Source organism: Arcticibacterium sp. SM2516 (assembly GCF_057914865.1).
In genome coordinates this window covers 1,582,456-1,605,293 of the sequence record NZ_CP195290.1, presented here as the reverse complement: position 1 = coordinate 1,605,293, position 22,838 = coordinate 1,582,456, and the positions used below count along the sequence as shown (strand labels likewise).

At 36.2% G+C, this 22,838-nt stretch carries 18 protein-coding genes and 1 other RNA gene; 5 read left to right on the top strand and 14 right to left on the bottom strand.

What is annotated here, in order from left to right; all coding sequences use genetic code 11:
• Positions 1–233 precede the first annotated feature (233 nt).
• The 11 genes from ACSBFT_RS06625 to ACSBFT_RS06575 all read right to left on the bottom strand — a co-directional run bounded on the left by ACSBFT_RS06625 (position 234) and on the right by ACSBFT_RS06575 (position 16,614).
• Complete coding sequence (locus ACSBFT_RS06625; protein ID WP_489603987.1) at positions 234–497, bottom strand: hypothetical protein; 264 nt, start codon at positions 495–497, stop codon at positions 234–236.
• Between the two features lies 1 nt (position 498).
• A complete protein-coding gene (locus ACSBFT_RS06620) occupies positions 499–2,208 on the bottom strand; it encodes a hypothetical protein (RefSeq protein WP_489603986.1) in 1,710 nt (569 codons plus the stop codon).
• 149 nt (positions 2,209–2,357) lie between these two features.
• Positions 2,358–4,058 (bottom strand): 3-coathanger stack domain-containing protein, encoded by a 1,701-nt coding sequence (locus ACSBFT_RS06615; protein ID WP_489603985.1) that lies wholly within the window; start codon positions 4,056–4,058, stop codon positions 2,358–2,360.
• Between the two features lie 6 nt (positions 4,059–4,064).
• Positions 4,065–7,241, bottom strand: coding sequence for a tetratricopeptide repeat protein (locus ACSBFT_RS06610; protein ID WP_489603984.1), 3,177 nt, complete (start codon positions 7,239–7,241; stop codon positions 4,065–4,067).
• Positions 7,242–7,252: 11 nt separating this feature from the next.
• Entirely contained in the window at positions 7,253–10,297 is a 3,045-nt protein-coding gene (locus tag ACSBFT_RS06605) for a tetratricopeptide repeat protein (RefSeq protein WP_489603983.1), read from the bottom strand.
• Positions 10,294–11,793: a carboxypeptidase-like regulatory domain-containing protein gene (locus ACSBFT_RS06600; RefSeq protein WP_489603982.1), complete on the bottom strand. Its 1,500-nt coding sequence runs from the start codon at positions 11,791–11,793 to the stop codon at positions 10,294–10,296. Before ACSBFT_RS06600 ends, ACSBFT_RS06605 begins: the two co-directional genes overlap by 4 nt.
• Positions 11,794–12,425: 632 nt before the next feature.
• Positions 12,426–12,799, bottom strand: a transfer-messenger RNA (tmRNA) gene (ssrA, locus tag ACSBFT_RS06595).
• 48 nt (positions 12,800–12,847) lie between these two features.
• The gene (locus ACSBFT_RS06590) at positions 12,848–13,570 is read right to left on the bottom strand and encodes a DUF3307 domain-containing protein (RefSeq protein ID WP_489603981.1); all 723 of its coding nucleotides are present in this window, start codon (positions 13,568–13,570) and stop codon (positions 12,848–12,850) included.
• On the bottom strand, positions 13,567–14,154 hold the full coding sequence (locus tag ACSBFT_RS06585; RefSeq protein WP_489603980.1) for a SatD family protein: 588 nt from the start codon (positions 14,152–14,154) through the stop codon (positions 13,567–13,569). The genes ACSBFT_RS06590 and ACSBFT_RS06585 overlap by 4 nt, the downstream gene beginning before the upstream one ends.
• 91 nt (positions 14,155–14,245) lie before the next feature.
• Positions 14,246–15,184 carry a citrulline utilization hydrolase CtlX gene (gene ctlX, locus ACSBFT_RS06580; protein WP_489603979.1) on the bottom strand — a complete coding sequence of 313 codons (939 nt, stop codon included), beginning with the start codon at positions 15,182–15,184 and terminating at the stop codon, positions 14,246–14,248.
• Positions 15,184–16,614: an arginine deiminase family protein gene (locus ACSBFT_RS06575; protein WP_489603978.1), complete on the bottom strand. Its 1,431-nt coding sequence runs from the start codon at positions 16,612–16,614 to the stop codon at positions 15,184–15,186. Before ACSBFT_RS06575 ends, ctlX begins: the two co-directional genes overlap by 1 nt.
• Before the next feature lie 304 nt (positions 16,615–16,918).
• On the opposite strand from ACSBFT_RS06575, the gene sufC reads away from it, so the two are divergent.
• Positions 16,919–17,689, top strand: coding sequence for a Fe-S cluster assembly ATPase SufC (gene sufC, locus ACSBFT_RS06570; protein WP_489603977.1), 771 nt, complete (start codon positions 16,919–16,921; stop codon positions 17,687–17,689).
• Between the two features lie 16 nt (positions 17,690–17,705).
• A complete protein-coding gene (gene sufD / locus ACSBFT_RS06565) occupies positions 17,706–19,013 on the top strand; it encodes a Fe-S cluster assembly protein SufD (RefSeq protein WP_489603976.1) in 1,308 nt (435 codons plus the stop codon).
• Here sufD and ACSBFT_RS06560 read toward each other — a convergent pair.
• Genes ACSBFT_RS06560 through ACSBFT_RS06550 form a run of 3 tightly spaced genes read right to left on the bottom strand, consistent with a single transcriptional unit; the run spans position 19,010 to position 20,713 of the window.
• The gene (locus tag ACSBFT_RS06560) at positions 19,010–19,507 is read right to left on the bottom strand and encodes a GNAT family N-acetyltransferase (protein ID WP_463046187.1); all 498 of its coding nucleotides are present in this window, start codon (positions 19,505–19,507) and stop codon (positions 19,010–19,012) included. The genes sufD and ACSBFT_RS06560 overlap by 4 nt on opposite strands.
• The gene (locus tag ACSBFT_RS06555; protein WP_489603975.1) at positions 19,504–20,178 is read right to left on the bottom strand and encodes a hypothetical protein; all 675 of its coding nucleotides are present in this window, start codon (positions 20,176–20,178) and stop codon (positions 19,504–19,506) included. The genes ACSBFT_RS06560 and ACSBFT_RS06555 overlap by 4 nt, the downstream gene beginning before the upstream one ends.
• Before the next feature lie 22 nt (positions 20,179–20,200).
• Positions 20,201–20,713, bottom strand: a complete 513-nt coding sequence (locus ACSBFT_RS06550; RefSeq protein ID WP_463046185.1) for a DinB family protein — start codon at positions 20,711–20,713, stop codon at positions 20,201–20,203.
• 112 nt (positions 20,714–20,825) lie between these two features.
• Here ACSBFT_RS06550 and ACSBFT_RS06545 point away from each other — a divergent pair, with 112 nt between their 5' ends.
• From ACSBFT_RS06545 to ACSBFT_RS06535, 3 genes are read left to right on the top strand one after another with little or no spacing between them, the layout of a single operon-like run.
• Entirely contained in the window at positions 20,826–22,049 is a 1,224-nt protein-coding gene (locus tag ACSBFT_RS06545) for a SufS family cysteine desulfurase (protein WP_489604826.1), read from the top strand.
• Positions 22,050–22,087: 38 nt separating this feature from the next.
• On the top strand, positions 22,088–22,516 hold the full coding sequence (locus ACSBFT_RS06540) for a SufE family protein (RefSeq protein WP_463046184.1): 429 nt from the start codon (positions 22,088–22,090) through the stop codon (positions 22,514–22,516).
• Entirely contained in the window at positions 22,513–22,830 is a 318-nt protein-coding gene (locus ACSBFT_RS06535) for a DUF59 domain-containing protein (RefSeq protein ID WP_463046183.1), read from the top strand. The genes ACSBFT_RS06540 and ACSBFT_RS06535 overlap by 4 nt, the downstream gene beginning before the upstream one ends.
• The last annotated feature ends 8 nt before the right edge of the window (positions 22,831–22,838 follow it).

The following is a 22,838-nucleotide window of genomic DNA, read 5'->3' as shown; positions in this document are numbered from 1 at the left end:
CAAGGTAAGGATTTTCGGAATGTTTATTAAAGTTATAAATTTGTTTTCTGTTATTCTACGTTTAGGTTCATTCTAGGAATACCATGTGCCAGCAATTCTCTAATTTCTTCTGATAAACTTCAGAAATCGAGTTCCTCGGGAGCCGGCTCTCGAGGAAAGAGGAAGATTGAAAGATTATTTGATAATTTAAACTCTGTCTGAAAAAAAGGAAGGCTACAGCAGACTTAAAATAGCTAATCCCAAGCTCCAATACGAGGGTCATTTAGGATGGCGTATATGTAGGATTTCGCTACTACGTGTTTATAATCGGCTAACCTATCCTTCTTGCCTATTACTAAGGCTTTCTGGAACTCATTGTAGGTTAAAGGAAAAGAAAGCTTAACAGTGTCCACATACATATGCTCATACTTGCCTTGGCTGTAAGTAAATGGCTTACCTCTTTTTAAGTAGAAGGTTTCTCTTCGGTGTTTTAGTATCTTTTGCCAGATTTGTTCCATGTTATTTTTTACCATATTTTCTAAAAGCTTGAACGCCTTGGAATAATAAAATTGGGATGCTTAGTCGCCCAATAAAATCAATAATCAAGGCGAGGGATTCGCTGGGTTTGTTTTTTTCGATGTTAAAATCGTGTACAAAGTCAACTTTGTGTGTTGGGTTCAAAAACTCAAAATAGTAAGGGACTAGGTTAAATGCATGAAGGTAGTCTCCATTTACATCAAAACCGTACAAGAAATAGGAATACAAAACGAAAAGGAACATTGAAACTACCAAGGTCGCCATCATTGGTTTAACCCAGTTTGTGCCATGAGAATTAGTCCATTGATTAAAAAGTAGTTGAAATCGCTCTCCTCGTGTGGAATCGCTACTTTCCCTACTTTCAGAGTTGCGATTTGCCAGCAATATTCTCCGGTGAGTATCCATTTCTAGTTGATGATACTTTAATGGGGTTATTGCGTCACCACGATTCTCATAAATTTTTTTCAGTTGATTGTACGCAACTACTTTTTGATTATCCAGCTCTTTTGGATCAATGGTCTCTAGAATATCGGGAAGTCTCGGGCCCGATATAAACATTTCTACAATCTTGCTATTTAGAAAAATAAACTTGTCATAATGGGATAAATCGCTACTAATCATAGTTTTTCCCATATCAGAATTTAAAATGCTAATTGACGTTTGCTCTACGGAGTATCTTATTTTTTTATGAAAATCCACTCCTCGTGCTCTCCCTGTTATCTTTCTGTTATTTTCAAAATGTACCCCTTCCTTAAATGGTTTTAGATTGTTAATATTGACACTTGCCAAATTAAGGATTGTGTCAAATATCAAATTTGTGATTCGGGAGTCAATTAATTGAATTAGGCCATCCTTCCCTGTCTTCATCTGTTTGAATAGCAGGGTAACAACAGTGGAGTTTCTAAGGTTAAAAGTGGTATTGATAGAGTTTTGATAATCCAAATCTTCAATTAAGGAGCCCTCAATATCAATTTGAGGTAAGATTATACATTTTAGTACAAAATGGTTAATATCACTGTTTCCCTTTATAATGATGTGGTCGGTTATTGTTGCATTATCAAAAAGTAACTCTGAGCAAATAGAGTTTTCGCAAAGCTTCACTGTTTCTAAAGAATCATTTTTACTAACCGCTATTGTTATTGCACTAGACTTTTCGAAAGTAAGACCTTTGGCACTTCCCTTACTTTCAATTCTGACATTTCCAATACCAGTGTTGGTAAAATAGACATCACCTGCGTTAGTTTCTTTGTCTTGAACTAGTAATGAGCCGAAAGACTTGCAATATTCGAACATCAATAATTCACATTCGCTCTTAGTAGAAAAGCTTAAATCTGTTTTGCAATTGATATTCTCAAAAATGAGTCTATCAATTTTTGAATTTTCTGTAAAATCGAGTCCGTCAATTTCAGTACCATCTTTGAAATAGATGTTTTTAGCCATAGAGTTCCTAAAATGCATGCTGCCTAGCTTGCAGTTTACAAACCTTATGGATGGAAGCTGTGAAGGAAGGTCATGGATTTTAACGCTACCAGAAATCGTGTAATCTTTGAATTCAATTATTGGACTAATTCCACCAATAAGATATTCCGATTGTGCTTTCGTATCACCTGCCCATATTTTAATAAACTCTTCACTAGTGAGTTTTTTTTGTTCAGGTTCTTCTGTATTTTCTTTCGGGGTTTTCTTGGCCATGAGGTTGTTGATAATTGCTTTTTAGCGTGTAAAGGATTGTTAATTAATAATTGCTTTAATCTTAAACTAATCTAAGATTAATAATCCAAAATTGGCCTTTCTAGGATTAAAGAGATAGATTTTCTGCCTTATAAATGACATTAGAGAGTCTACTCACAGCCATCTATCACAGCATTGAATAGCACCCCTGAATCAACTCTAAATCCTGGCTTTAGCTCGATGTAGTTTTTCGCATCATACAAAACGGAATTCGCAGAGCTGATTGGACTAGTGGATTGAATACTTTGTTGTGTTTGAAACACGGTAGTTCCAGAACTTGGAATACCAAATAAATTAAGTTGAGTCGGACAGGGATTGTATTCATAAGCACCAAGGTCTGCAGTCCCAATTAGCCTTATATTGCCATCAAAATCAACCAAGCCGTTGCCATTAATGGGTAATGTTATGCCAACATTCTTTGCACTGGATATTGAAGATAAGTGAAGCTCGGGTGAATTAAAATCTGGATTTAGAAAATTTGGATTCGATGTAAGACCATTGCTGTCAAACCCTAAAAAGTTATAATGTGCATAAGTATAAGTACTGTCACGGTATTCATTAGGACTTATTTTGAATGTCTTGACTAAAGTTAGCGTACCAGTGCCACCTGAACTGTAAAATAGGTTATTGTTAATAGTTAGGGCAGAAAGGTCATTTGGGTTCTCCCACTTCATGAAAACAGCACTACTGGCTTGATATCGTACCGAAGAAATATTATTTACTATTGAAGAATTTTTGACTTTCTTAAGTAATATTTCGCCAAAGTTGCCATAGTATTCTGGGAGTTCATTGTAAAAGGAATTATTCCTAAAAAGAGTATTATTCACCACACATGAGTTTTCAACAAAACCTTCTGTACCGCCAATACCTATTCCCCATTTTATATTGTTGAAAACGATATTATTCCTGACGGTGTCATATTGGGCTATTTCACCTAGATTTTCGCATCCGATTTGAATTCCAACCTGATTCTCATAAACACGGTTTTGCTCTACAATTACATTCTCGGCACCATCGATGTAGATTCCAGATGCTGAAGAATTAGCAGTGGTCGGAAAAATGCATTTAAAGACTACATTTTTTCTGATTATACCATTTCTAGAAAAACCTTTACAATCTGTATTATACTTTCCTGCTGCTACGATTCCAATGTTACTCATGTCATGGACTTTGTTGCCCTCAATTAAGAAGCCATTCACATTCCCTGCAATGGATATACCCTCACTGAAACCCGTTTTGCATTCAAATACTTCATTGTTAAGAATTTGAACATTACTAATTAGGTCTGGACTATTGGCACAAATTTTCAAAGGTAATGCGTTCGTTGAAGAATTTAGAACCGTTTCATTTACATCTATATTACTTATTTTACAGTTTTGAATAGTTATGTTATTACAATTGCCATCTATTTTCAATCCGTAAGAACCATTCCCAATGGAGTTCGTAAAATGAATCCCATCTATTAAGATATTGGATTTGGAAGTAATATGGAGCATGATTTTACTTATTCCATTACTTCCATCGATTATTGGAATTTCGTTGGGATAATTTTTCAATGTAGCTTGATTCAATACTGAGCCAGATTCTGGCCAAATGAGCTCTGTTTCTAGATAAATACCACCTCTTAATATAATGGCATCTCCGTTTGAAGACATTACACTAAAAGCCTTATTAATGGTCTTAAACGGTGCGTTTAATTGACCATTATTGATAATGTCATTACCATTTACTGGGTCTACATAAATATTAACCTGTCCAAATGATGTTTGTACAGGAATAAGAAATATTAGTATTAAATAGATTGCTTTCATAAGTCATTACATTTCACTAAGCATTTTCTTAATCATCTCCACATCAGCTTTTCTTTCTTCTGGGATTATACCAGCTTCTTCAAAAGCTTTAAAGTCATCTATGAACGCATCTTTATAAGTAGCAAGGTTTTGCTCGCCAAAGGGTTCTTTTGCCCATTTTTGGTATTGGGCTATAGATTCTTTGGTTTTACCTTGAAAAAGTAAAGCAGGGGCTAGATTGGTGTATAAATACTTGTATTCAGGAAAAAGAGTTATCCCTTGGTTTACTAGGTTTTCTGCCTCTTCAAAATGCCCAGAAAGCAAGCCATACCATGCTGTAGAGTTTATGGCTTGGGTAAGAGTTTCATTCGTAGCATTTTCTTCTTTGAGAGCTTTTAAAAGCTTCCGGTATAAGTTAAAACGCTTATCATTAGCCTTTTCATTGCTGATTTCTTGTCGTATTTTATCTGAGGCTGAAAGAGTTTTATAAGCCTCTAAACGCTTTAAGTAATTTGAAATAAAAGTGTGATTGTTTTTGAAAGAAGCGGTTTGCGGTGAGGTGTCTAACAACTCGGCATAATGTTTTACAGACAATTCTAAATTTTCAACGGCTTTTTCTAAATTACTTTTCTCATAAATAGTCGCCAGATAATAATACGAAATAGCCAAACCGTTTTTAAAAGAGACATTATTGGGATAGGCCTCATAGAGTTCTTTACCAATCCTAGAACGTTCTTGATAAAAAGTCAAAGCCTTGTCTAGATTGCCCAGTGAGCTGTGTGTTTCGCCCAGTTTTTCATACGAAATAGCCAAGTTATTTTTAAACTCCACATTATTTGGATAGGCCTCATAGAGTTCTTTTTCTAAGGCATTATAGTCTTGATAAAAAGTCAAAGCCTTGTCCAGATTGCCCAATGATGAATGAGTGATTCCTAAATTTTGATACGAAATGGCCAAGTTATTTTTAAACTCCACATTATTGGGATAGGCCTCATAGAGTTCTTTTTCTAGTGAATTGAAATCGTCATAAAAAGTCAAAGCCTTGTCCAGATTGCCCAGCGAGCTGTGTGTCTCGCCCAGATTAGAATACGAAATGGCCAAACCGTTTTTAAAAGAGACATTATTGGGATAGGCCTCATATAGCTCCTTTTCAATGGAATTGTATGATTGATAAAAAGTCAAAGCCTTGTCCAGATTGCCCAGCGAGCTGTGTGTCTCGCCCAGTTTAGAATACGAAATTGCCAAGTTATTTTTAAACTCCACATTATTTGGATAGGCCTCATAGAGTTCTTTTTCTAAGGCATTATAGTCTTGATAAAAAGTCAAAGCCTTGTCCAGATTGCCCAGTGATGAATGAGTGAGTCCTAAATTTTGATACGAAATTGCCAAACCGTTTTTAAACTCCACATTATTTGGATAGGCCTCATAAAGTTCTTTTTTTAAGGCCTTATAGTCTTGATAAAAAGTCAAAGCCTTGTCCAGATTGCCCAGCGAGCTGTGTGTCTCGCCCAGTTTAGAATACGAAATTGCCAAACCGTTTTTAAAAGAGACATTATTGGGATAGGCCTCATAGAGTTCTTTTTCTAAGGCATTATAATCTTGATAAAAAGTCAAAGCCTTGTCCAGATTGCCCAGTGATGAATGAGTGATTCCTAAATTTTGATACGAAATAGCCAAACCGTTTTTAAAAGAGACATTATTGGGATAGGCCTCATAGAGTTCTTTACCAATCCTAGAACGTTCTTGATAAAAAGTCAAAGCCTTGTCTAGATTGCCCAGCGAGCTGTGTGTCTCGCCCAGATTAGAATAGGAATTAGCCAAACCGTTTTTAAATTCTACATTATAGGGATGGACATCATATAGTTCTTTAACAATTCTAGAACTTTCTCGATAAAAAGTCAAAGCCCTGTCCAGATTGCCCAGCGAGCTGTGTGTTTCGCCCAGTTTAGAATACGAAATGGCCAAGCCGTTTTTAAAAGAGACATTATTGGGATAGGTCTCATAGAGTTCTTCAAATAAAGAAGTCTCATCTTGATAAAAAGTCAAAGCCTTGTCTAGATTGCCCAGTGAGCTGTGTGTTTCGCCCAGTTTTTCATACGAAATGGCCAAGTTGTTTTTGTTAAATGAAGTGCTATCCTGCTGATACAGGCTTGCATAAGACTCCTTAAAACTCAAATAATAGCTTAAAGCAGTATTCAAGTCCCCTGTGGTGGTGTATAGTTCCCCCAAATGGCCATTTGCATTGGCTTTTTTATAGTCTTCTGCTTTATTATGGGCTATAATTTTAGGGTATAGTTTTTTTGCCTTCTGGTAGCGGTGTTGTTCACGGTAAAAATTTGCGGCTTCTTGTAGTATTTCAAGGTTGGTGCTGTCTAGCTCGTAAAGTTTGTCATAATAGGCCTCTGCCTTTTCAAATTCAAAATCAAGCAATAAGGTCTGCACGGCCAGCTGTATTAATTTAATGTCTTCGTTTATACCGGCATCATTAAGCCTTTGGTTTTCTGTTTCCTCGGCAATCACTTTAGTGGCTCTATTTCGCTCTTGTATTCTTTTGTCTGCCCGCTCAATAAGATTAAGGCTTTCTAAGAGTTCTTGGCAGGCTTTTACTTCTCCGTTTTTGAAAAGTGTTAAGGCCTTTTCATACGTTTCGCTTACATCGTCAAAGTTGGTTCTAGCAAATCTGCCAGCATAATCATCTATTAGGGCTTGCTGTTTATCAAACTCCTGCTGTAACTTTTCAAGTTGAGCCATATATTCATCCTGCTCAATCTTCGCATTTTTCAATTGACTCAATAGAGTCTCTTTTTCCCTTCTTAAACTTGCCGTTAAAGCATTTAATGAGACTCCAGCATATTCTGCTTTAGCTTTGGCGATAAGGCCAGCCTTTGCAAGAATTATGTCTTCCTCAAATTTGCTGTCATTGCCTAGCTTTGCCACCTGTAAGTCTTTATCATTTACGACTTCGTAGCCTGTTTTTATTATTTCTTCAAGAATAATACTTTGTCCAGGCTCTATTGCTCTGTTAAAAACTAAAGTAAAAACACCTTGATTGTCAGATTCAGCAGTACTAGCGTGTATGTATTTAACCTGCACACCAGGAAGTGGCTTCTTGCCAGAGTTAAATTCACGTACTAGTCCTTTTTGTACTGTTTGGGCGAGGCCAGTAATTGGGAGGATTAAAGTTAATAGGAGTAGTTTTTTCATGGTTAAGCAGATTACATATCATTAAGCATTTTCTTAATCATCTCCACATCAGACATTCTTTCTTCAGGGATGATTCCAGCTTCTTCAAAAGCCTTAAAATCATCCAGAAAAGCATCTTTATAAGTAGCAAGGTTTTGTTCACCAAAAGGCTCTTTTGCCCAGTTTTGGTATTGAGTTATTGCTTCTTTTGTTTTGCCTTGGAAAAGTAGGGCTGGGGCTAAGTTTGTGTATAAAAACTTGTTTTCAGGAAAAAGACTATTACCCTCAATGATTAGCTTTTCTGTGGCTTCAAACTTACCTGTAAGCAAGCTAAACCAAGCTTGTGAGTTGAGAGCTTGCGTGATTTCTTCTGCACTGGCTTTTTCTGTTTTTAGGGTTTGGATGAGCGATTGATAAAGTATTAAGCGTTTTTCATTGCTTTTTTCTTTACTGATTTGTAGTCTTAACTTTTCCGATTCACTCTGATTTAGTGCTTTTTTAAATTGAGATACATAGTTTGATGAAAGATTGTAATAATTTTCAAAAGACTTATTTGAAGGCGAAATTTCAAATAGTTCCTTGAATTGTTTATTGGCTAAAACCATGGATTCAAGAGCTTTCCCAAAATCATCTAATTTCTCAAAAGAAAACAGAGATAATTTAGCGTACGAAATCGCCAAACTATTTTTAAAATTTACATTGTTTGGATAGGCATCATAGAGTTCTTTTTCAAGTTTTTGATAGTTTTCATAAAACTCCAGAGCCTTATTGAGATTGCCCAGCGAAGTATGGGTTTCGCCAAGTTTTGCATACGAAATGGCCAAATTATTTTTAAACTCTACATTGTTTGGATAGGCATCATAGAGTTCTTTTTCAAGTTTTTGATAGTTTTCATAAAACTCCAGAGCCTTATTTAGATTGCCCAAAGAAGTATGTGTGACTCCTAATAATTGATACGAAATGGCCAAATTATTTTTAAACTCTACATTGTTTGGATAGACATCATATAGATCTTTTTCAAGTTTTTGATAGTTTTCATAAAACTCCAGAGCCTTATTGAGATTGCCCAGCGAAGTATGGGTTTCGCCAAGTTTTGCATACGAAATGGCCAAACCATTTTTAAACTCTACATTGTTTGGATAGGCATCATAGAGTTCTTTTTCAAGTTTTTGATAGTTTTCATAAAACTCCAGAGCCTTATTTAGATTGCCCAAAGAAGTATGTGTGACTCCTAATAATTGATACGAAATGGCCAAATTATTTTTAAACTCTACATTGTTTGGATAGACATCATATAGATCTTTTTCAAGTTTTTGATAGTTTTCATAAAACTCCAGAGCCTTATTGAGATTGCCCAGCGAAGTATGGGTTTCGCCAAGTTTTGCATACGAAATGGCCAAACCATTTTTAAACTCTACATTGTTTGGATAGGCATCATAGAGTTCTTTACCAATTTTAGAACGTATTTCATAAAACTCCAGAGCCCTATTTAGATTGCCCAGCGAAGTATGGGTAGAGCCAAGTTTTTCATACGAAATAGCCAAACTATTTTTAAAATTTACATTGTTTGGATAGGCATCATAGAGTTCTTTTTCAAGTTTTTGATAGTTTTCATAAAACTCCAGAGCCTTATTTAGATTGCCTAAAGAAGTATGGGTGACTCCTAATAATTGATACGAAATAGCCAAATTATTTTTAAACTCTACATTGTTTGGATAGGCATCATAGAGTTCTTTTTCAAGTTTTTGATAGTTCTCATAAAACTCCAGAGCCTTAATTAGATTGCCCAAAGAAGTATGGGTGACTCCTAATAATTGATACGAAATGGCCAAACCATTTTTAAAATCTACATTGCGTAGGTCGGCATCATAGAGTTCTTTAAAAAGTTTAGTTATTATTTCATAAAACTCCAGAGCCTTATTTAGATTGCCCAGCGAAGTAAGGGTTTCGCCAAGTTTTGAATACGAAATCGCAATATTTTCTTTATGAAATGAGGAGCTATCTTCATTGTATAGAGCGATGTAGTTTTCTTTGCACATAAAATAATTTTCAAGTGCTTTATCCAGATTACCCGTAGTTTTGTATAAATCACCTAAAAAACTGTGGGCATTGGCTTTTCGCCATTTTTCGGCTTGGGGGTGCTCAATAATTTTTGGGTAAATTTTAAAGGCTTTTTCGTAGCGGTGCTGCTCTCGGCAAAAATCGGCTGCCTCTTGTAGAATTTCAAGGTTGGTACTGTCTAGTTGGTAAAGTTTGTCATAATAGCTCTCTGCTTTTTCAAATTCAAAATCAAGCAATAAGGTCTGAACAGCTAGCTGTATTAATTTAATATCTTCGCTTATACCAGCATCATTAAGCCATAGGTTTTCTGTTTCCTCGGCTATTACTTTTGTGGCTCTATTTCGCTCTTGTATTCTTTTGTCTGCCCGCTCTATAAGGTTCAAACTTTCCAATAGTTCTTGGCAGGCTTTTACTTCGCCATTTTTGAAAAGTGTCAAAGCCTTTTCATACGTTTCGCTTACATCATCAAAATTGGTTCTGGCAAACCTTCCAGCATATTCATCTATTAGGGACTGTTGTTTGTCAAACTCCTGCTGTAACTTTTCAAGTTGAGCCATATATTCATCCTGCTCAATCATCGCATTTTTCAATTGACTCAATAGAGTCTCTTTTTCCCTTCTTAAACTTGCCGTTAAAGCATTTAATGAGACTCCAGCATATTCTGCTTTAGCTGTGGCGATAAGGCCCGCCTTTGCAAGAATTATGTCTTCTTCAAATTTGCTGTCATTGCCTAGCTTTGCCACCTGTAAGTCTTTATCATTTACGACTTCGTAGCCTGTTTTTATTATTTCTTCAAGAATGATACTTTGCCCAGGCTCTATTGCTCTGTTAAAAACCAATGTAAATACCCCTAAGTTATCAGACTCAGCAGAATTAGCATGTATGTATTTAACTTGTACACCAGATAGTGGTTTCTTACCCGAGTTAAATTCACGTACTAGTCCTTTTTGTACTGTTTGAGCGTAGCCGTCCAATGAAAATGAAGCTAATAAAATGAGTATGCTAAGTTTTTTCATGGTTTTTCTAGTTGTATGATACTTTCAATATTTTTTAGAACAGGTTCTTCACGTACCCATTCTTTATAGCCTGTTTTGGTAATACTAAGGCGTTGTTCTGTTTTTTGCTTGGCTAGAGGGATGGATAGTTTAAATTGTCCGTTTCGGTCGGTTTCGGTACTTAGGTCTAATACCTGTACCCTAGCATTGGCTATTCTGGCTCCTGTGAGGCCATCTTTTACCGTGCCTTGCATGCTGTCATAGGTGTCATCCCTGCCTATAGCCAAGTTTATGTAGTTTTGGTTTAAGACTACCATTGTGTCTAAGCTGTAAAAGCCGTAGGTTTCTACTTTTATTCTTGCAGAATCGCCTCTTAAGCTAGACGGAAGGTTTTTAAAGACCACTTCTATTAAGCTCTCTTGGCTTTCAGTTTTGTCTCCATAGGTAAGACTTATTTTGGAGGCTTCGATAGGTAAATTGGGTGTAGGTGTTGTGTTTTCTATGGCCACGGTAAATATAAATGGCTGTTGCAACTGCCAGTAACGATAGGCAAAGTACGCAATGCTAATAGCCACTATGGGTATCAAAAAATAGTACAAGCGGTTCCGTTTAAGGCTTTTATCCAATTTTTGGTCAATGCCGTGAATTTGTTGGGTTTGTATCCCGAGCTCTTTTTTAAGTTCTTCTACAGATTTTAGAATTTTACCGTTAGAGTCAACAACCAAATTAACCTTTGCTTCAAGGGGTTCTAGAAATTGATCCAGCTCGATTTTTATTTGCGGTAGTACCAGGTCTTGTTCTATTCGCTCGATAGGAGTTAAGGCTAGTTTCTCTAGAGCATCTTTTATAGCTTTATTATCGGCCTTTAAGGTCTGTAAGTCAGTGCTGTTGGCTTTTAGGTTTTTCTGTATTTGGGTACTTACATTTCTATTGTAGGCTACCAGTGCGGCATGTTTTTCAGGTTTTTTGAGCAATTCACCAAAACAGAGTTGGAAATTCTCTAAAAACCTTTCCTCAAAAAAAGCAGGAAAAGGTCTCTCTTCATTTATAGAATCCAACTTTTTCAATTCATTTACAAAAGAACCTAATAGATTCTTTGGGGCATCTACTTCATTAATTTGGTTTAAAACGTCCTCATTTTTAAGCCATTCTTTTTTGTCGGCAGCTTTCAGTTGGGTTAAAAGCGTTTCTTTTACTTTAGACAACTTTTCTTTATGCTCAACGTCTAGTGCGTACGGCTCATAAAGGCCTATTATATTTTTTACTGTCCAGGCTAAAGCCTCGGCAATTGTTTTCTCTAAATCATGATTCAGGTTAGAGGGATTAGTCCGTCCTAAAATTTGTTTTAGTTTATGAAGTTGAGCACTTTCAATCCTGTTTGTGGCTAGTCCAGTTAAGATTCCCCCTACAACAGTCCCTATCATTGGACTACCATATGCGGTTCCTAAGCAGGCGGCACCAATCATTAAAATAGACGAACCGAGGTTTAAGCTAGTGGATTTTAAGTTGTTATTCATTTAATACAGTTTGATATACTTGTATTAAATTTATGTATTTTTTTTCTTACACAGAAAGCGGTGTGTTCTTTTTTTACACTGTGAATTAGGACTTTACTTTTGCTAAATTTCCATAATAAATACTCCAAATCACCCCTTCAGGAGGTATTGAATTAGGACGGAAGGTTTCTTCAATAAGAGCCCGTAGATTCTCCAAACCACCCCTTCAGTAGCCGGGGCTGGCCAACCAGATGAATTAGGACAATCGCCAGAATCTTTGCATCACAATGACATAACTCTCCAAGCCACCCCTTCAGTAAGCATTGAATTAGGACGTAACTATATTGTTATGATACTCCATTCTGCTTTCACTCCAAGCCTAGCCGGGGCTGGCCAACCAGTTGAATTAGGACAATCGCCAGAATCTTTGCATCACAATGACATAACTCTCCAAACCACCCCTTCAGTAAGAATTGAATAAACTAACCGTTTAATTAGAATTAGTTTTTACAACTGGGCTGTTATTTCTTAGAGAGCAATATGGCAGTAACCATTTTCTAAGATATGACAAATCGTAATTACGGGAAAAATACGGGAAAGAATCCAAATAAAAAACCTCAACTACTTAATAATAAGATAGTTGAGGTTTTACAAAGTGGAACTGCAGGGATTCGAACCCTGGTCCGAACATGGCCCCTGTCGAGCCTTCTACATGTTTATTCGGTCTTAGTTTTCGAGATTGAGGAGCCGTCCGACGTACCTAATTCAACCCTTATTTTCTCCGATACTATTTACTGGTAAGAAAACCGCCAGAAAACGCCTCTGCGTGTCGACACCTCTAGTTCTCCCGCGGCAGAGGTTAGCAGGAGAGAGATGTGGCGTAAGGTTAATCTAATCTAGATTAAGCAGCCATGGCATACTGAGTATTGCCTCTTGTTGTTCGGAAGAATTTTTAAATGGAGGTTCTACCAACTCCATACATGCTTATACTCGCAAATGCATCACGCCGTCAAAACCGGTCAGTCCCATTGCGTTGTAAATCTACAACGATATATCGGTTTAATAGTTCCGTCTATTAAAAAGAATTTATCATATAATTTGCCAATATACCCAAAAGAATGGTAGGAGTGATGCTCATTAAAGTGCCTATAAGCACATATTCCATTTGTTTGATTTCGGTATCCTTAAATCTCAAAATCGCCTTTGTGGCAATCAGAAAGCCCATTGCAGAGAATTGACCTGTCAAAATGAAAGTCAGAATCAAAATCCTTTCTAAAATGCCTATCCATAATCCTGCTTTTTCTAAAGATTCTTGTCGGTCTGGTTCTAGCTGAGACCGCCATCTGTACGTAAAAATATTAATAACCACACTTAAAGGAAACGTGATGACGCCGTAGGCAAAAACTAAGACCCAGACTTTAGGGTTGTCAAATAATGAGAGTACGGATTCTCCTAGCCAATTCCAACCCTTAATGAGCCATAGCCAAGCGATAAAAAGCATAAGCGTGTGTAAAAACTGGTCTAATACAAACAGCACATAACGGTTCCATTTGATATAAATTTTACCCAGGTCAATGGCGTAATGCGTGATACCTATAAAAAGTGCGGCTAGAAAGCTTCCAGAAAATATCCATGCCGCTATAAAAGTGATGAGGATATGTATGTAAAGCTTTTTAGACCTTATTTTATTCAATTCTTTATCTCTGCTCCAAGAGTTAAATTGCAGAAAGTAATCAGATACCATATGTGCAATCAATAGCTTTACTAGGAGACTTATTTCGGGATTTGTGAGCGTCATAGCGTATTTTGATAGTGTTCAACTATTTTTTCGATAAGGTTCCAACCTGAATTTTTAATTCTTCTGTTTACAGAAGATTGCGTTATGCCTATTTGTTCGGCTATTTCTTGCTGCGTTTTATCTTGTAGCAGCCAGTAATGGACTTCCGTTTGATTCAGGGTGCTATTTCTTTCTAAATAATCCAAAGTGGCGGTGTGCACTAACCATTCCGCATTTTTGTATTCATCTTCTGTATGAATACTTAGTAGCCTTTTTTCGTCCTTCATTTTATCCAAACCCTGCCCGGAAAGCCAGAAAGCAGGGCCGTCGGAGTTAGAGAGTTTTTTTTCAAGAACCGTCACTTTTCCTATTCCTATAGAAATCCTGACGGTCAAACTAGTTTTAAGCTTTAAGAAATATTTAATCCTTAAAGCTTCAGTAAGTCCACCTTCTTTTAATAAAATTTGAAAGGAGTCTCCTCGTATAAAAAAATCATATTGTCCCACAGAATTATCAGAAAGCTCCTGAAAGGCCGCAGTTAACTGATCTCTTTCAGAAGCTTTCAGTTTTGTTGAGTCTATGATATCGCCGGTTAGTACTTGCATTATTTTATTAATATGTACAAATATATGCATATTTTTAATTTATGCATATTTAAGTGCATATTATTGGATTATGTATCTATGGATGCATATTTTATAGCGGATCAGGTATCAACTGAGGTAAGTGGATTTCGGCCAACATACACCTGGCAGAGCCGCCGCCTAATGTTTCTATCAGGCCAAGTTCAGCGTCCATAATCTCAGTTTTTGACCTTAAAAAGTCAAGCTGTATTCGATTCAAACTTCTAAGTGCTTTAGATGACATAACCAATATGCTATTTCCATGAGAATTTTCTACTTGAAGCATATTTCCAGCAAAGTTTTCCATTTGATCCATAGAAATGAGCACAGGTTCTTTGCCATTATCTTTTAAAGATTTTAAAACCAATCCCCGCTGATTTACATCCTTAATAGTATCTGCACAAATCACAGAAAAGTCTTCACCAATAGCCATGAGTACATTCGTATGATAAATGGAAATATTATCATTATCAGAGGCATCAAAAGTGATGATTTTATAATCTGGAAAGAGTTTTTGCCAGATATCTAGAACCTCTTTATGGGTTCTACTAGACAAGCAAGCGTAAGCTATTTTGTTAGTTCTGTCCAAGACTAAACTTCCCGTGCCTTCTAGATATAATCCGTCTTCTTCACTTTTGCTAATGTCAATTATCTCTTCGGTATTAAACGCATTCTTTATTATTTCAAGAATGTCTTGTCGCCTTTCTAGTCTTCTGTTCTTTGCTTCCATCGGGTACAAAACTATTCTCCCGTCTGCATGAAAAGACACCCAATTGTTCGGGAAAATGCTATCTGGGCTTCTCGGTTCTACAGTGTCGTCAACCGTCAATACGTTTACACCGGATGCCCTAAGCTTAGATACAAAAGCTTCAAAGTGTTTCAGAGCGTTTTCTTGAGGTTTTTCGCCTGCGACAAGGTCTTGCATAAAAGCATTACTTTCGGCTGTTTCCTCATTAAATCCAAAGCAAACAGGGCGAATCATTAGTATGTTGGAGGTACATTGTTTTTCCATTATATAGATGTTCTCAATAATGGTAAACTCATGCAATGAGAGCCTCCTCTGGCCCTTGAGAGTTCCGCCGAAGGCAACAGGATAATTGTATTTTTCAAAGTTTCTGGAGACTTTAGCCCTGCTTCAAAATTATCTAATAAATCTTTAGCAGATATGATGTCAAAACCCGCATTTATAAAGGCTTCTGAAGTCTTATTGTTTCTATCATAGCCTATGGCCACACCTTCTTTTAAGACCAAAAGGTTGCAGGAGTCGGTCCATTGCTCTCTGGCACCATAAGGAAATTCGTTATTTCCAGAATAAACAAAAACAACTTCTTTATCGGTTTTCAAGTCGGTTTTAGATATGTCTATCAATAAATCCTCAAGGTTTTCAAATGTCTTAGAAAATTCTTCCCCATTCTCAACATAAAACTGTTTGATAATTAACTCCTCTGCCTTGTTTCTTTGTCCCAAGTCTTCCCATAAAGAATCCTTTTTGTGCTTTTCTGCTGCACGACCTATGGATGCCAAAAGCACCCAAACATTTTTCTTTATTTGCGTAAAAATGGTGTCTATGTGCATATAATCTCTCTTAGCAGGAATTTTAATCAAGGTCACCTTAGTTAAGATTTTCATATCAAATAGTTTACGCATAACCTGCCTACCAGCTTCTACACTGGTTCTTTCGCTTATACCTATTAAAAGATGGTTTGGAGCCACCATCATAACATCACCACCTTCCAAAGTCTCGTCTTTTTTGCCCATTTCATTTTCTGGCATTAAAAACTGCTCTTCATTTTCTTCTATTTCTATCAAGTTTTCTCTGAGGCTTTTGAATACAGGGTGATTGAAAAAAATGTATTTAGCCAATAAAGATTCTCTTCTTCTAGCCAGTTTCGCAGGTTTGTTAAGCAGAAAGTGACCATTTATCATGATGCCAATATCCCTGGTGAAAATAAGATTAGGGATAGGGGAGAAGTACATTTCTCCAGATTTGGTCATGCCCGTAATAAGTAATCTAGTGAGCTCTAGGTCTGGCAGGGCCAAGAAACCTTCCATCTCTTTATAGGAACACTCTTCTATAGCACTTACGGCCGCCACCAACCTACTTTTAATGCCATTATCTGCTAAGACTTCCTTTAATAAAACTTCAAATTCTAAGACTTTTTCAGATGAGAAATATGCTTTACTATCTGGAATGTAGAAGTTCCTGTTTGCTGCATTATCAATTTCCGCTAGTTTCCCTTTCACTTTTTCAGGGTCTAAGAAATAGAGTAGGAGCTTTACGTAATAATCGTATTCATGCTTTCGCATGGTTTCTAAATGCACTATGTCCTCAAAAAGCCAATCCTGTGCTTTAGAAGGCACTACTTTGCCAAGCCCGCTATCTGGACTGTGAATTACTAATTTCTTTAACGTTGATATCTCACTATTTACATGAAAATCCATGATTATTCGGTTTATATTATAATTATTTATTCCCCATTTTAGACTAGAAATTAAGATCACATAAAACCAAAAAGAGCCATATAATATAATATTAAACCCTTGAAATGAGACAAGTAAGAAGCCATCTTGATGAAGTTTGGATATCGTTAGATTTCAAATAAACAAAAGTAATAAGAAGTTTCTACTCAATAATCACATTTAATCGAACGGATTACTTTCAATATAGGTTTATATATTGAAATATGATTTTGCAAAGAAAAATGGTATCTTTGCAGCCCAATTAAAGACAAAAAAATTGTTCAGCATGCTGAAAGTCAGTAACTTACACGCAAGAGTAGAGGATAAGGAGATATTAAGAGGTATCAATCTCGAGGTTAAACCAGGCGAAGTACACGCTATCATGGGTCCTAATGGATCTGGTAAAAGTACATTAGCTTCTGTTTTAGCTGGTAGAGAAGATTATGTAGTAACCGAAGGTTCTGTGGAATTTTTAGGTAAAGATTTGCTAGATATGGCTCCTGAAGAAAGAGCTGCAGAAGGCGTATTTTTAGCTTTCCAATATCCTGTAGAAATATCTGGTGTTACGACCATTAATTTCTTAAAAACGGCCATCAATCAAATAAGAAAATATAAAGGTGAGGGTCCTTTGGGTGCCGCTAGTTTTCTTAAACTAATGAAGGAAAAAGCTAAGTTGGTGAAGATTGATGATAAGCTTTTAAGAAGATCATTAAACGAAGGTTTCTCTGGTGGAGAGAAAAAGCGTAATGAAATTTTTCAAATGGCTATGCTTGAGCCTGTTTTAGGCATTTTAGACGAAACAGATTCAGGCTTGGATATTGATGCCCTTAGAATCGTGGCAGATGGTGTAAACCAATTGAAAAATGAAAGTCGTTCATTTGTCGTTATTACCCACTACCAGAGACTTTTAGATTACATAGTCCCTGATTATGTACATGTACTTTATCAAGGAAGAATAGTTAAATCTGGTACAAAAGATTTAGCCTTAGAGCTAGAGGAGAAAGGGTATGACTGGATTATAAAGGAAGTAGCTGATGCCGACGGAGCAATAGCATAATAAATTAAGAATTTCAATGTCTGAGAATAGTTTGCAAAGCCAAATAAAAGAGGTATTTCAAAAGCAACAGGCCAATTTAAATGGTAGTGTTGGGGAAGCCTATAACCAAAGACGTGTAAAGGCAATAAATAGTTTTGAGCAATTAGGTTTTCCAACCACAAAACATGAGGAATGGAAGTATTCTAATGTTAAAAATTTGGTAGGAGGAACTTATAACCTTAACTCTGATAAATCTTTAAGCAAAGAAGAAATTGATTCTTTTGAGCTTCCAGACTTAAAAGGGATTATCATCTATTTTGTTAATGGGGTATATAGGGCAGAACTTTCTGATTTATCTCAAGCCGAAGGTAAAGTTAGCATTCAAACTTTGAGCGAGGCTCAAAAAGAAAATGCTTCTTTACTAAACGACCACTTTTCTAAATATTCTAATGATGATTTAGAAGCGTTTACAGCTATTAATACGGCTATAGCTAGCCAAGGTGTGGTTATTACTGTAAATGATAATGTTACACTAGAATTTCCAATCATTTTAAGAATGGTTTCGGATGTACGTAAAGAAAATATAGCATCCACACTTAGAAACTTGGTAGTAGTTGGAAAGAATGCTGAGGTTAAAATAGCAGAGTCTTTTAGAACGCTAGGAGAGTCTTCTGCATATGTTAATACGGTTACAGAGATAGTGGTTTCTGAAGATGCTAGAGTAGATTATTATAAGGTTCAAGACGATAATAACGCATCTTATCATATAGGGACTACCAGTGTTTACCAGAAAGATAAAAGTTATTTTTATGCTGCTACCATTACAGTTAATGGTGGTTTTGTAAGAAATAACCTTCATCTAGAGATTGATGGAGAGTATGTTGAGAGTTTTATGTATGGTCTATATGTTCCTAACGAAAACCAGCATATTGATAATCATACGGTAGCTGACCACAAAAGGCCTAACTCTGTTTCTAACGAACTTTATAAGGGCGTTTTGATGGATAAGTCTACAGGGGTTTTTAATGGTAAAATATTTGTGAGACGAGAAGCACAAAAGACAAATGCATACCAAAACTGTAGAAACGTAGTAGTTTCTGATAGTGCCACCATGAACACTAAGCCGCAGCTAGAAATATGGGCAGATGATGTCAAATGTTCACATGGAGCTACCACGGGTATGTTAAATGATGAGGCCATTTTCTATATGCAATCAAGAGGTATTCCTAAAGAAGAGGCCATCAGAATGCAATTATTAGCTTTTGCTGATGATGTAGTTTCTCAAATTAAGATAGATTCTATTAGAGATTATTTAGCAGATTTAATACACGCAAAATTGGCTTAAAATTCGGATAGCATTAACTGTAGAAAAACACAGTCAAGCCATTTACCGTTTTTGAAACCTATTTCTTTAAAGGTTCCAATTTCCTTAAAACCAAATTTTAGATGAAAATCTATACTTGGTACATTGCTAGCATCAATACCGGCCGTCATACTATGATGGCCGTCTTTTTTTGCACGTTCTATTAATGCCAGCATCAGTGCTTTTCCGTAGCCTTTACCCTGTAAGTTAGGACGCAGGTAGACACCATGTTCTAGACTGTATCTATAGCCATTTCTTGCTCTAAATTGACCATAAGTGCCGTATCCTAGTATTTCATTATTAACATCTAAAACGAAAATAGGATAGCTGTGTTCCTCCTTCTCTTTAAAAAAACTTTCAAAGAAATGCATGTCCTTTGGTTCACTATCATAGTTATACGTTGTGTTTAGAATGTAATGATTCCAAATTTCTGAAATTGAATTAAGGTCTGAAAGTTGAGCTTCTCTGATGATCATTTTTTTAATAGAAGTTTAATACTGGCTAAATGGGAAAATAGTACCATAGGTACAATAAAGGAGGCTAACCAAACAAAAGGAAACTTAAGAAATCCCTTATTGGGCATGTCAAATGCCATTTGTTGAAATGGCGACTCTACAGAAAGAATTGCCATAACTACAATATTTAAAAGAAGAAAAAGGGACAATAAATTCCATAAGATCATTCTATTTTTATCTAGAATTGGCTTTCTTAAGCCGTAAAATATGATAAGTGGAGCCGTAATGCCAGCTATGATGTCATAATTCCGTCCTTCAAAAGTCATTATTTCTGGGATTTGGGAAGAAATGAAAAGCAACCACAGCACTATTTCTACAGGAATCCTTATGGTATGAATCCAATGAAGAGATTCTAAATCAAGTCCATCTATAAAGGTTTTACCTTTTTTTGATACGAAAAGATAAGCAATGAAAATCAAAGCAGGAACTACGGCAAAGGCGAATTTAGGGGGTATACTTTCGGTATCCTGATAAAACCCAGTATAAGCTAAATATGCCTGAAGAGATAACCATACAAACAAAATACTTAGGATGTTTATAGATGGTTTAAATGCTTTTTTATAGAGCCAAACACCGTATAATGTAGTAAGGGTAAAGATTAAACTGACGTATTCTGGAATTTCTTTGTCCATCGTTTTTTTTCAAATATACGGCTCAATCGTTTTCATTCTTAATATTTAGATCCATGTCTTCGTAAAAACCTAACTGTTGGTCTTTTGATAATTTGGTATAAAAGGCAATTTGCCCCGTATGGTAGGAGAGGTGCTCTACAACATGAATTAAAATACCAATTCCGGAAAAAGTAAAACCCTGCACCTGTCTTTCTTTCAGCCATGCTTCTTCGGAAAGGTTCTCTACTATTTTTACGGCTTCTGTTATGGTGTTTTCAAATTTTAAATAGAGTTCACTTTTTGAATATCCTCCAATCGTCTCAAATTCTTCATCTCTATGTCTTTGGTCGTTTCGATTTCCCAAAGATGAAATGGCATACTGCCTAACATTCCCACACAGGTGAAGTATCAAATTTCCCATGCTGTTAGAGGCATAGCTTGGTTTCTTCCAAACCTCTGTTTCGCTTAGTAAATCGAGGCATTTCTTTATCCTTGGAGGGTTTTCTTCCATTCGGAAAATGCACTGTTCTACAAAAGCTTTTTTGAAATTTGACATGACTTAAATTTTGACACAAAATAAAGGAATTCCAAGAAATAAATTATTTAGAATTTTTCCAAACTTATTGAATCATGGTGTTGTTGCTAGAGAGAACAAAGAAATACACGTTTTGACTAATCTGGATATAGATAAAATAAGAGCAGATTTTCCAATTTTAGACCAAGAGGTTAATGGGAAAAAGCTAGTTTATTTTGATAATGCGGCCACGACCCAAAAGCCAAATGTGGTTATAGATGCTTTAAGCGGATATTATAAAGGCTATAATGCTAATATACATAGAGGCATTCATCATCTTGCGGAGAAGGCAACCGCGGCTTTTGAATTGTCCAGAAAGACGATAAAAGAGTTTTTAAATGCTGAAAGTACGGACGAAATTATATTTACATACGGTACTACTGATGGTATTAACCTGATTTCTCAAACTTACGGACGCAAGTTTCTTAAGGAAGGCGATGAAATTATTATCAGTACTATGGAGCACCACTCTAATATAGTACCATGGCAAATGCTTTGTGAAGAAAATGGCTGTTTGCTAAAAGTGATTCCTATTAATGATGATGGCGATATAGATTTTGAAGCCTACCAGAGTCTCTTAAATGAAAAGACAAAGATAGTTTCTGTGGTTTATGCTTCTAATGCTTTAGGAACCATAAATCCCATTAAAGAAATTATAGAAGAAGCTCATAAAGTAGGGGCTGTAACTGTGGTGGACGCAGCTCAGGCGGTTTCACATATAGATATTGATGTGCAGGCTTTAGATGTAGATTTCTTATGTTTTTCGGCTCATAAATTGTACGGACCAACAGGAATGGGAGCACTTTATGGTAAAAGAGAGCTTTTAGATAAAATGCCACCTTGGCGTGGGGGTGGGGAGATGATTAAAGATGTTTCTTTTGAAAAAACCACTTATAATGAACTTCCGTATAAATTTGAAGCCGGAACGCCTAATATTGCTGATGTAATAGGCATTACTGCTGCCATAGACTATGTTAATGCCTTGGGTAAGAAAAATATTGCAGCTTACGAAAATCAGTTATTACAATACGCTACAGGTAAACTTGAAGCTATATCTGGTTTAAGAATAATTGGAAAGGCCAAGAAAAAAGTGAGTGTGCTTTCTTTTGTGATGGAGGGCATTCATCCCCAAGACATTGGAGTATTGTTAGATCAGCAAGGCATAGCGATAAGAACGGGACATCACTGCACACAGCCTCTCATGCAGCGTTTTGGCTTGGTAGGAACTTCAAGAGCCTCTTTTGCGGTTTATAACACAGAGGAAGAGATAGATAGATTGGTCTCTGGAATTGAAAAAGCGAAACGTTTTTTATTGTAATTTTGTAAAGAGACGCTAAAAATAAGGATAGATAGAGGATGACGATAAAAGAAATACAAGAAGAAATAATTGAAGATTTTGAACTTTTTGACGACTGGGAAGGCAAATATGAGTATATCATAGACCTTGGTAAAACACTTCCCGTGATGCCAGATGAGCTTAAAACGGACGACAATATTATTAAGGGTTGTCAATCCTTGGTTTGGCTTCATGCTTATGCAGAAGGAGATAAAGTGTTTTTTCAGGCAGATAGTCAAGCCATAATAGTGAAAGGATTAGTGAGCATGTTATTAAAAGTTTTATCTGGACATAAGGCAGAAGAGATTTTAAATAGCGATTTATATTTTATTGAAAAAGTGGGATTAGCTGGTCATTTAGCTCAGACAAGGTCAAATGGACTAGCGTCAATGGTTAAACAAATGAAAATGTATGCTTTGGCATATACAAGCCAAGAATTAAAGTTATGACAGAAGTAGAAACAGATTTAAAAGAAAAGGTATTAGAGGCCATAAAAGAGGTTTATGACCCAGAGATACCTGTGGATGTGTTTGAACTGGGTTTAATATATGAAATCAAAATTTTCCCAGTAAATAATGTTTACATTCTAATGACTTTAACTTCACCTTCTTGCCCCTCTGCAGAAGCAATTCCAGCAGAAATTGAGCAAAAAGTGAGAGAAGTGGAAGGCGTAAGTGATGTAACTATAGAGCTTACTTTTGACCCGCCATATAGTCAAGACATGATGTCTGAAGTGGCGAAACTGGAGCTAGGCTTCATGTAAAGAATTTA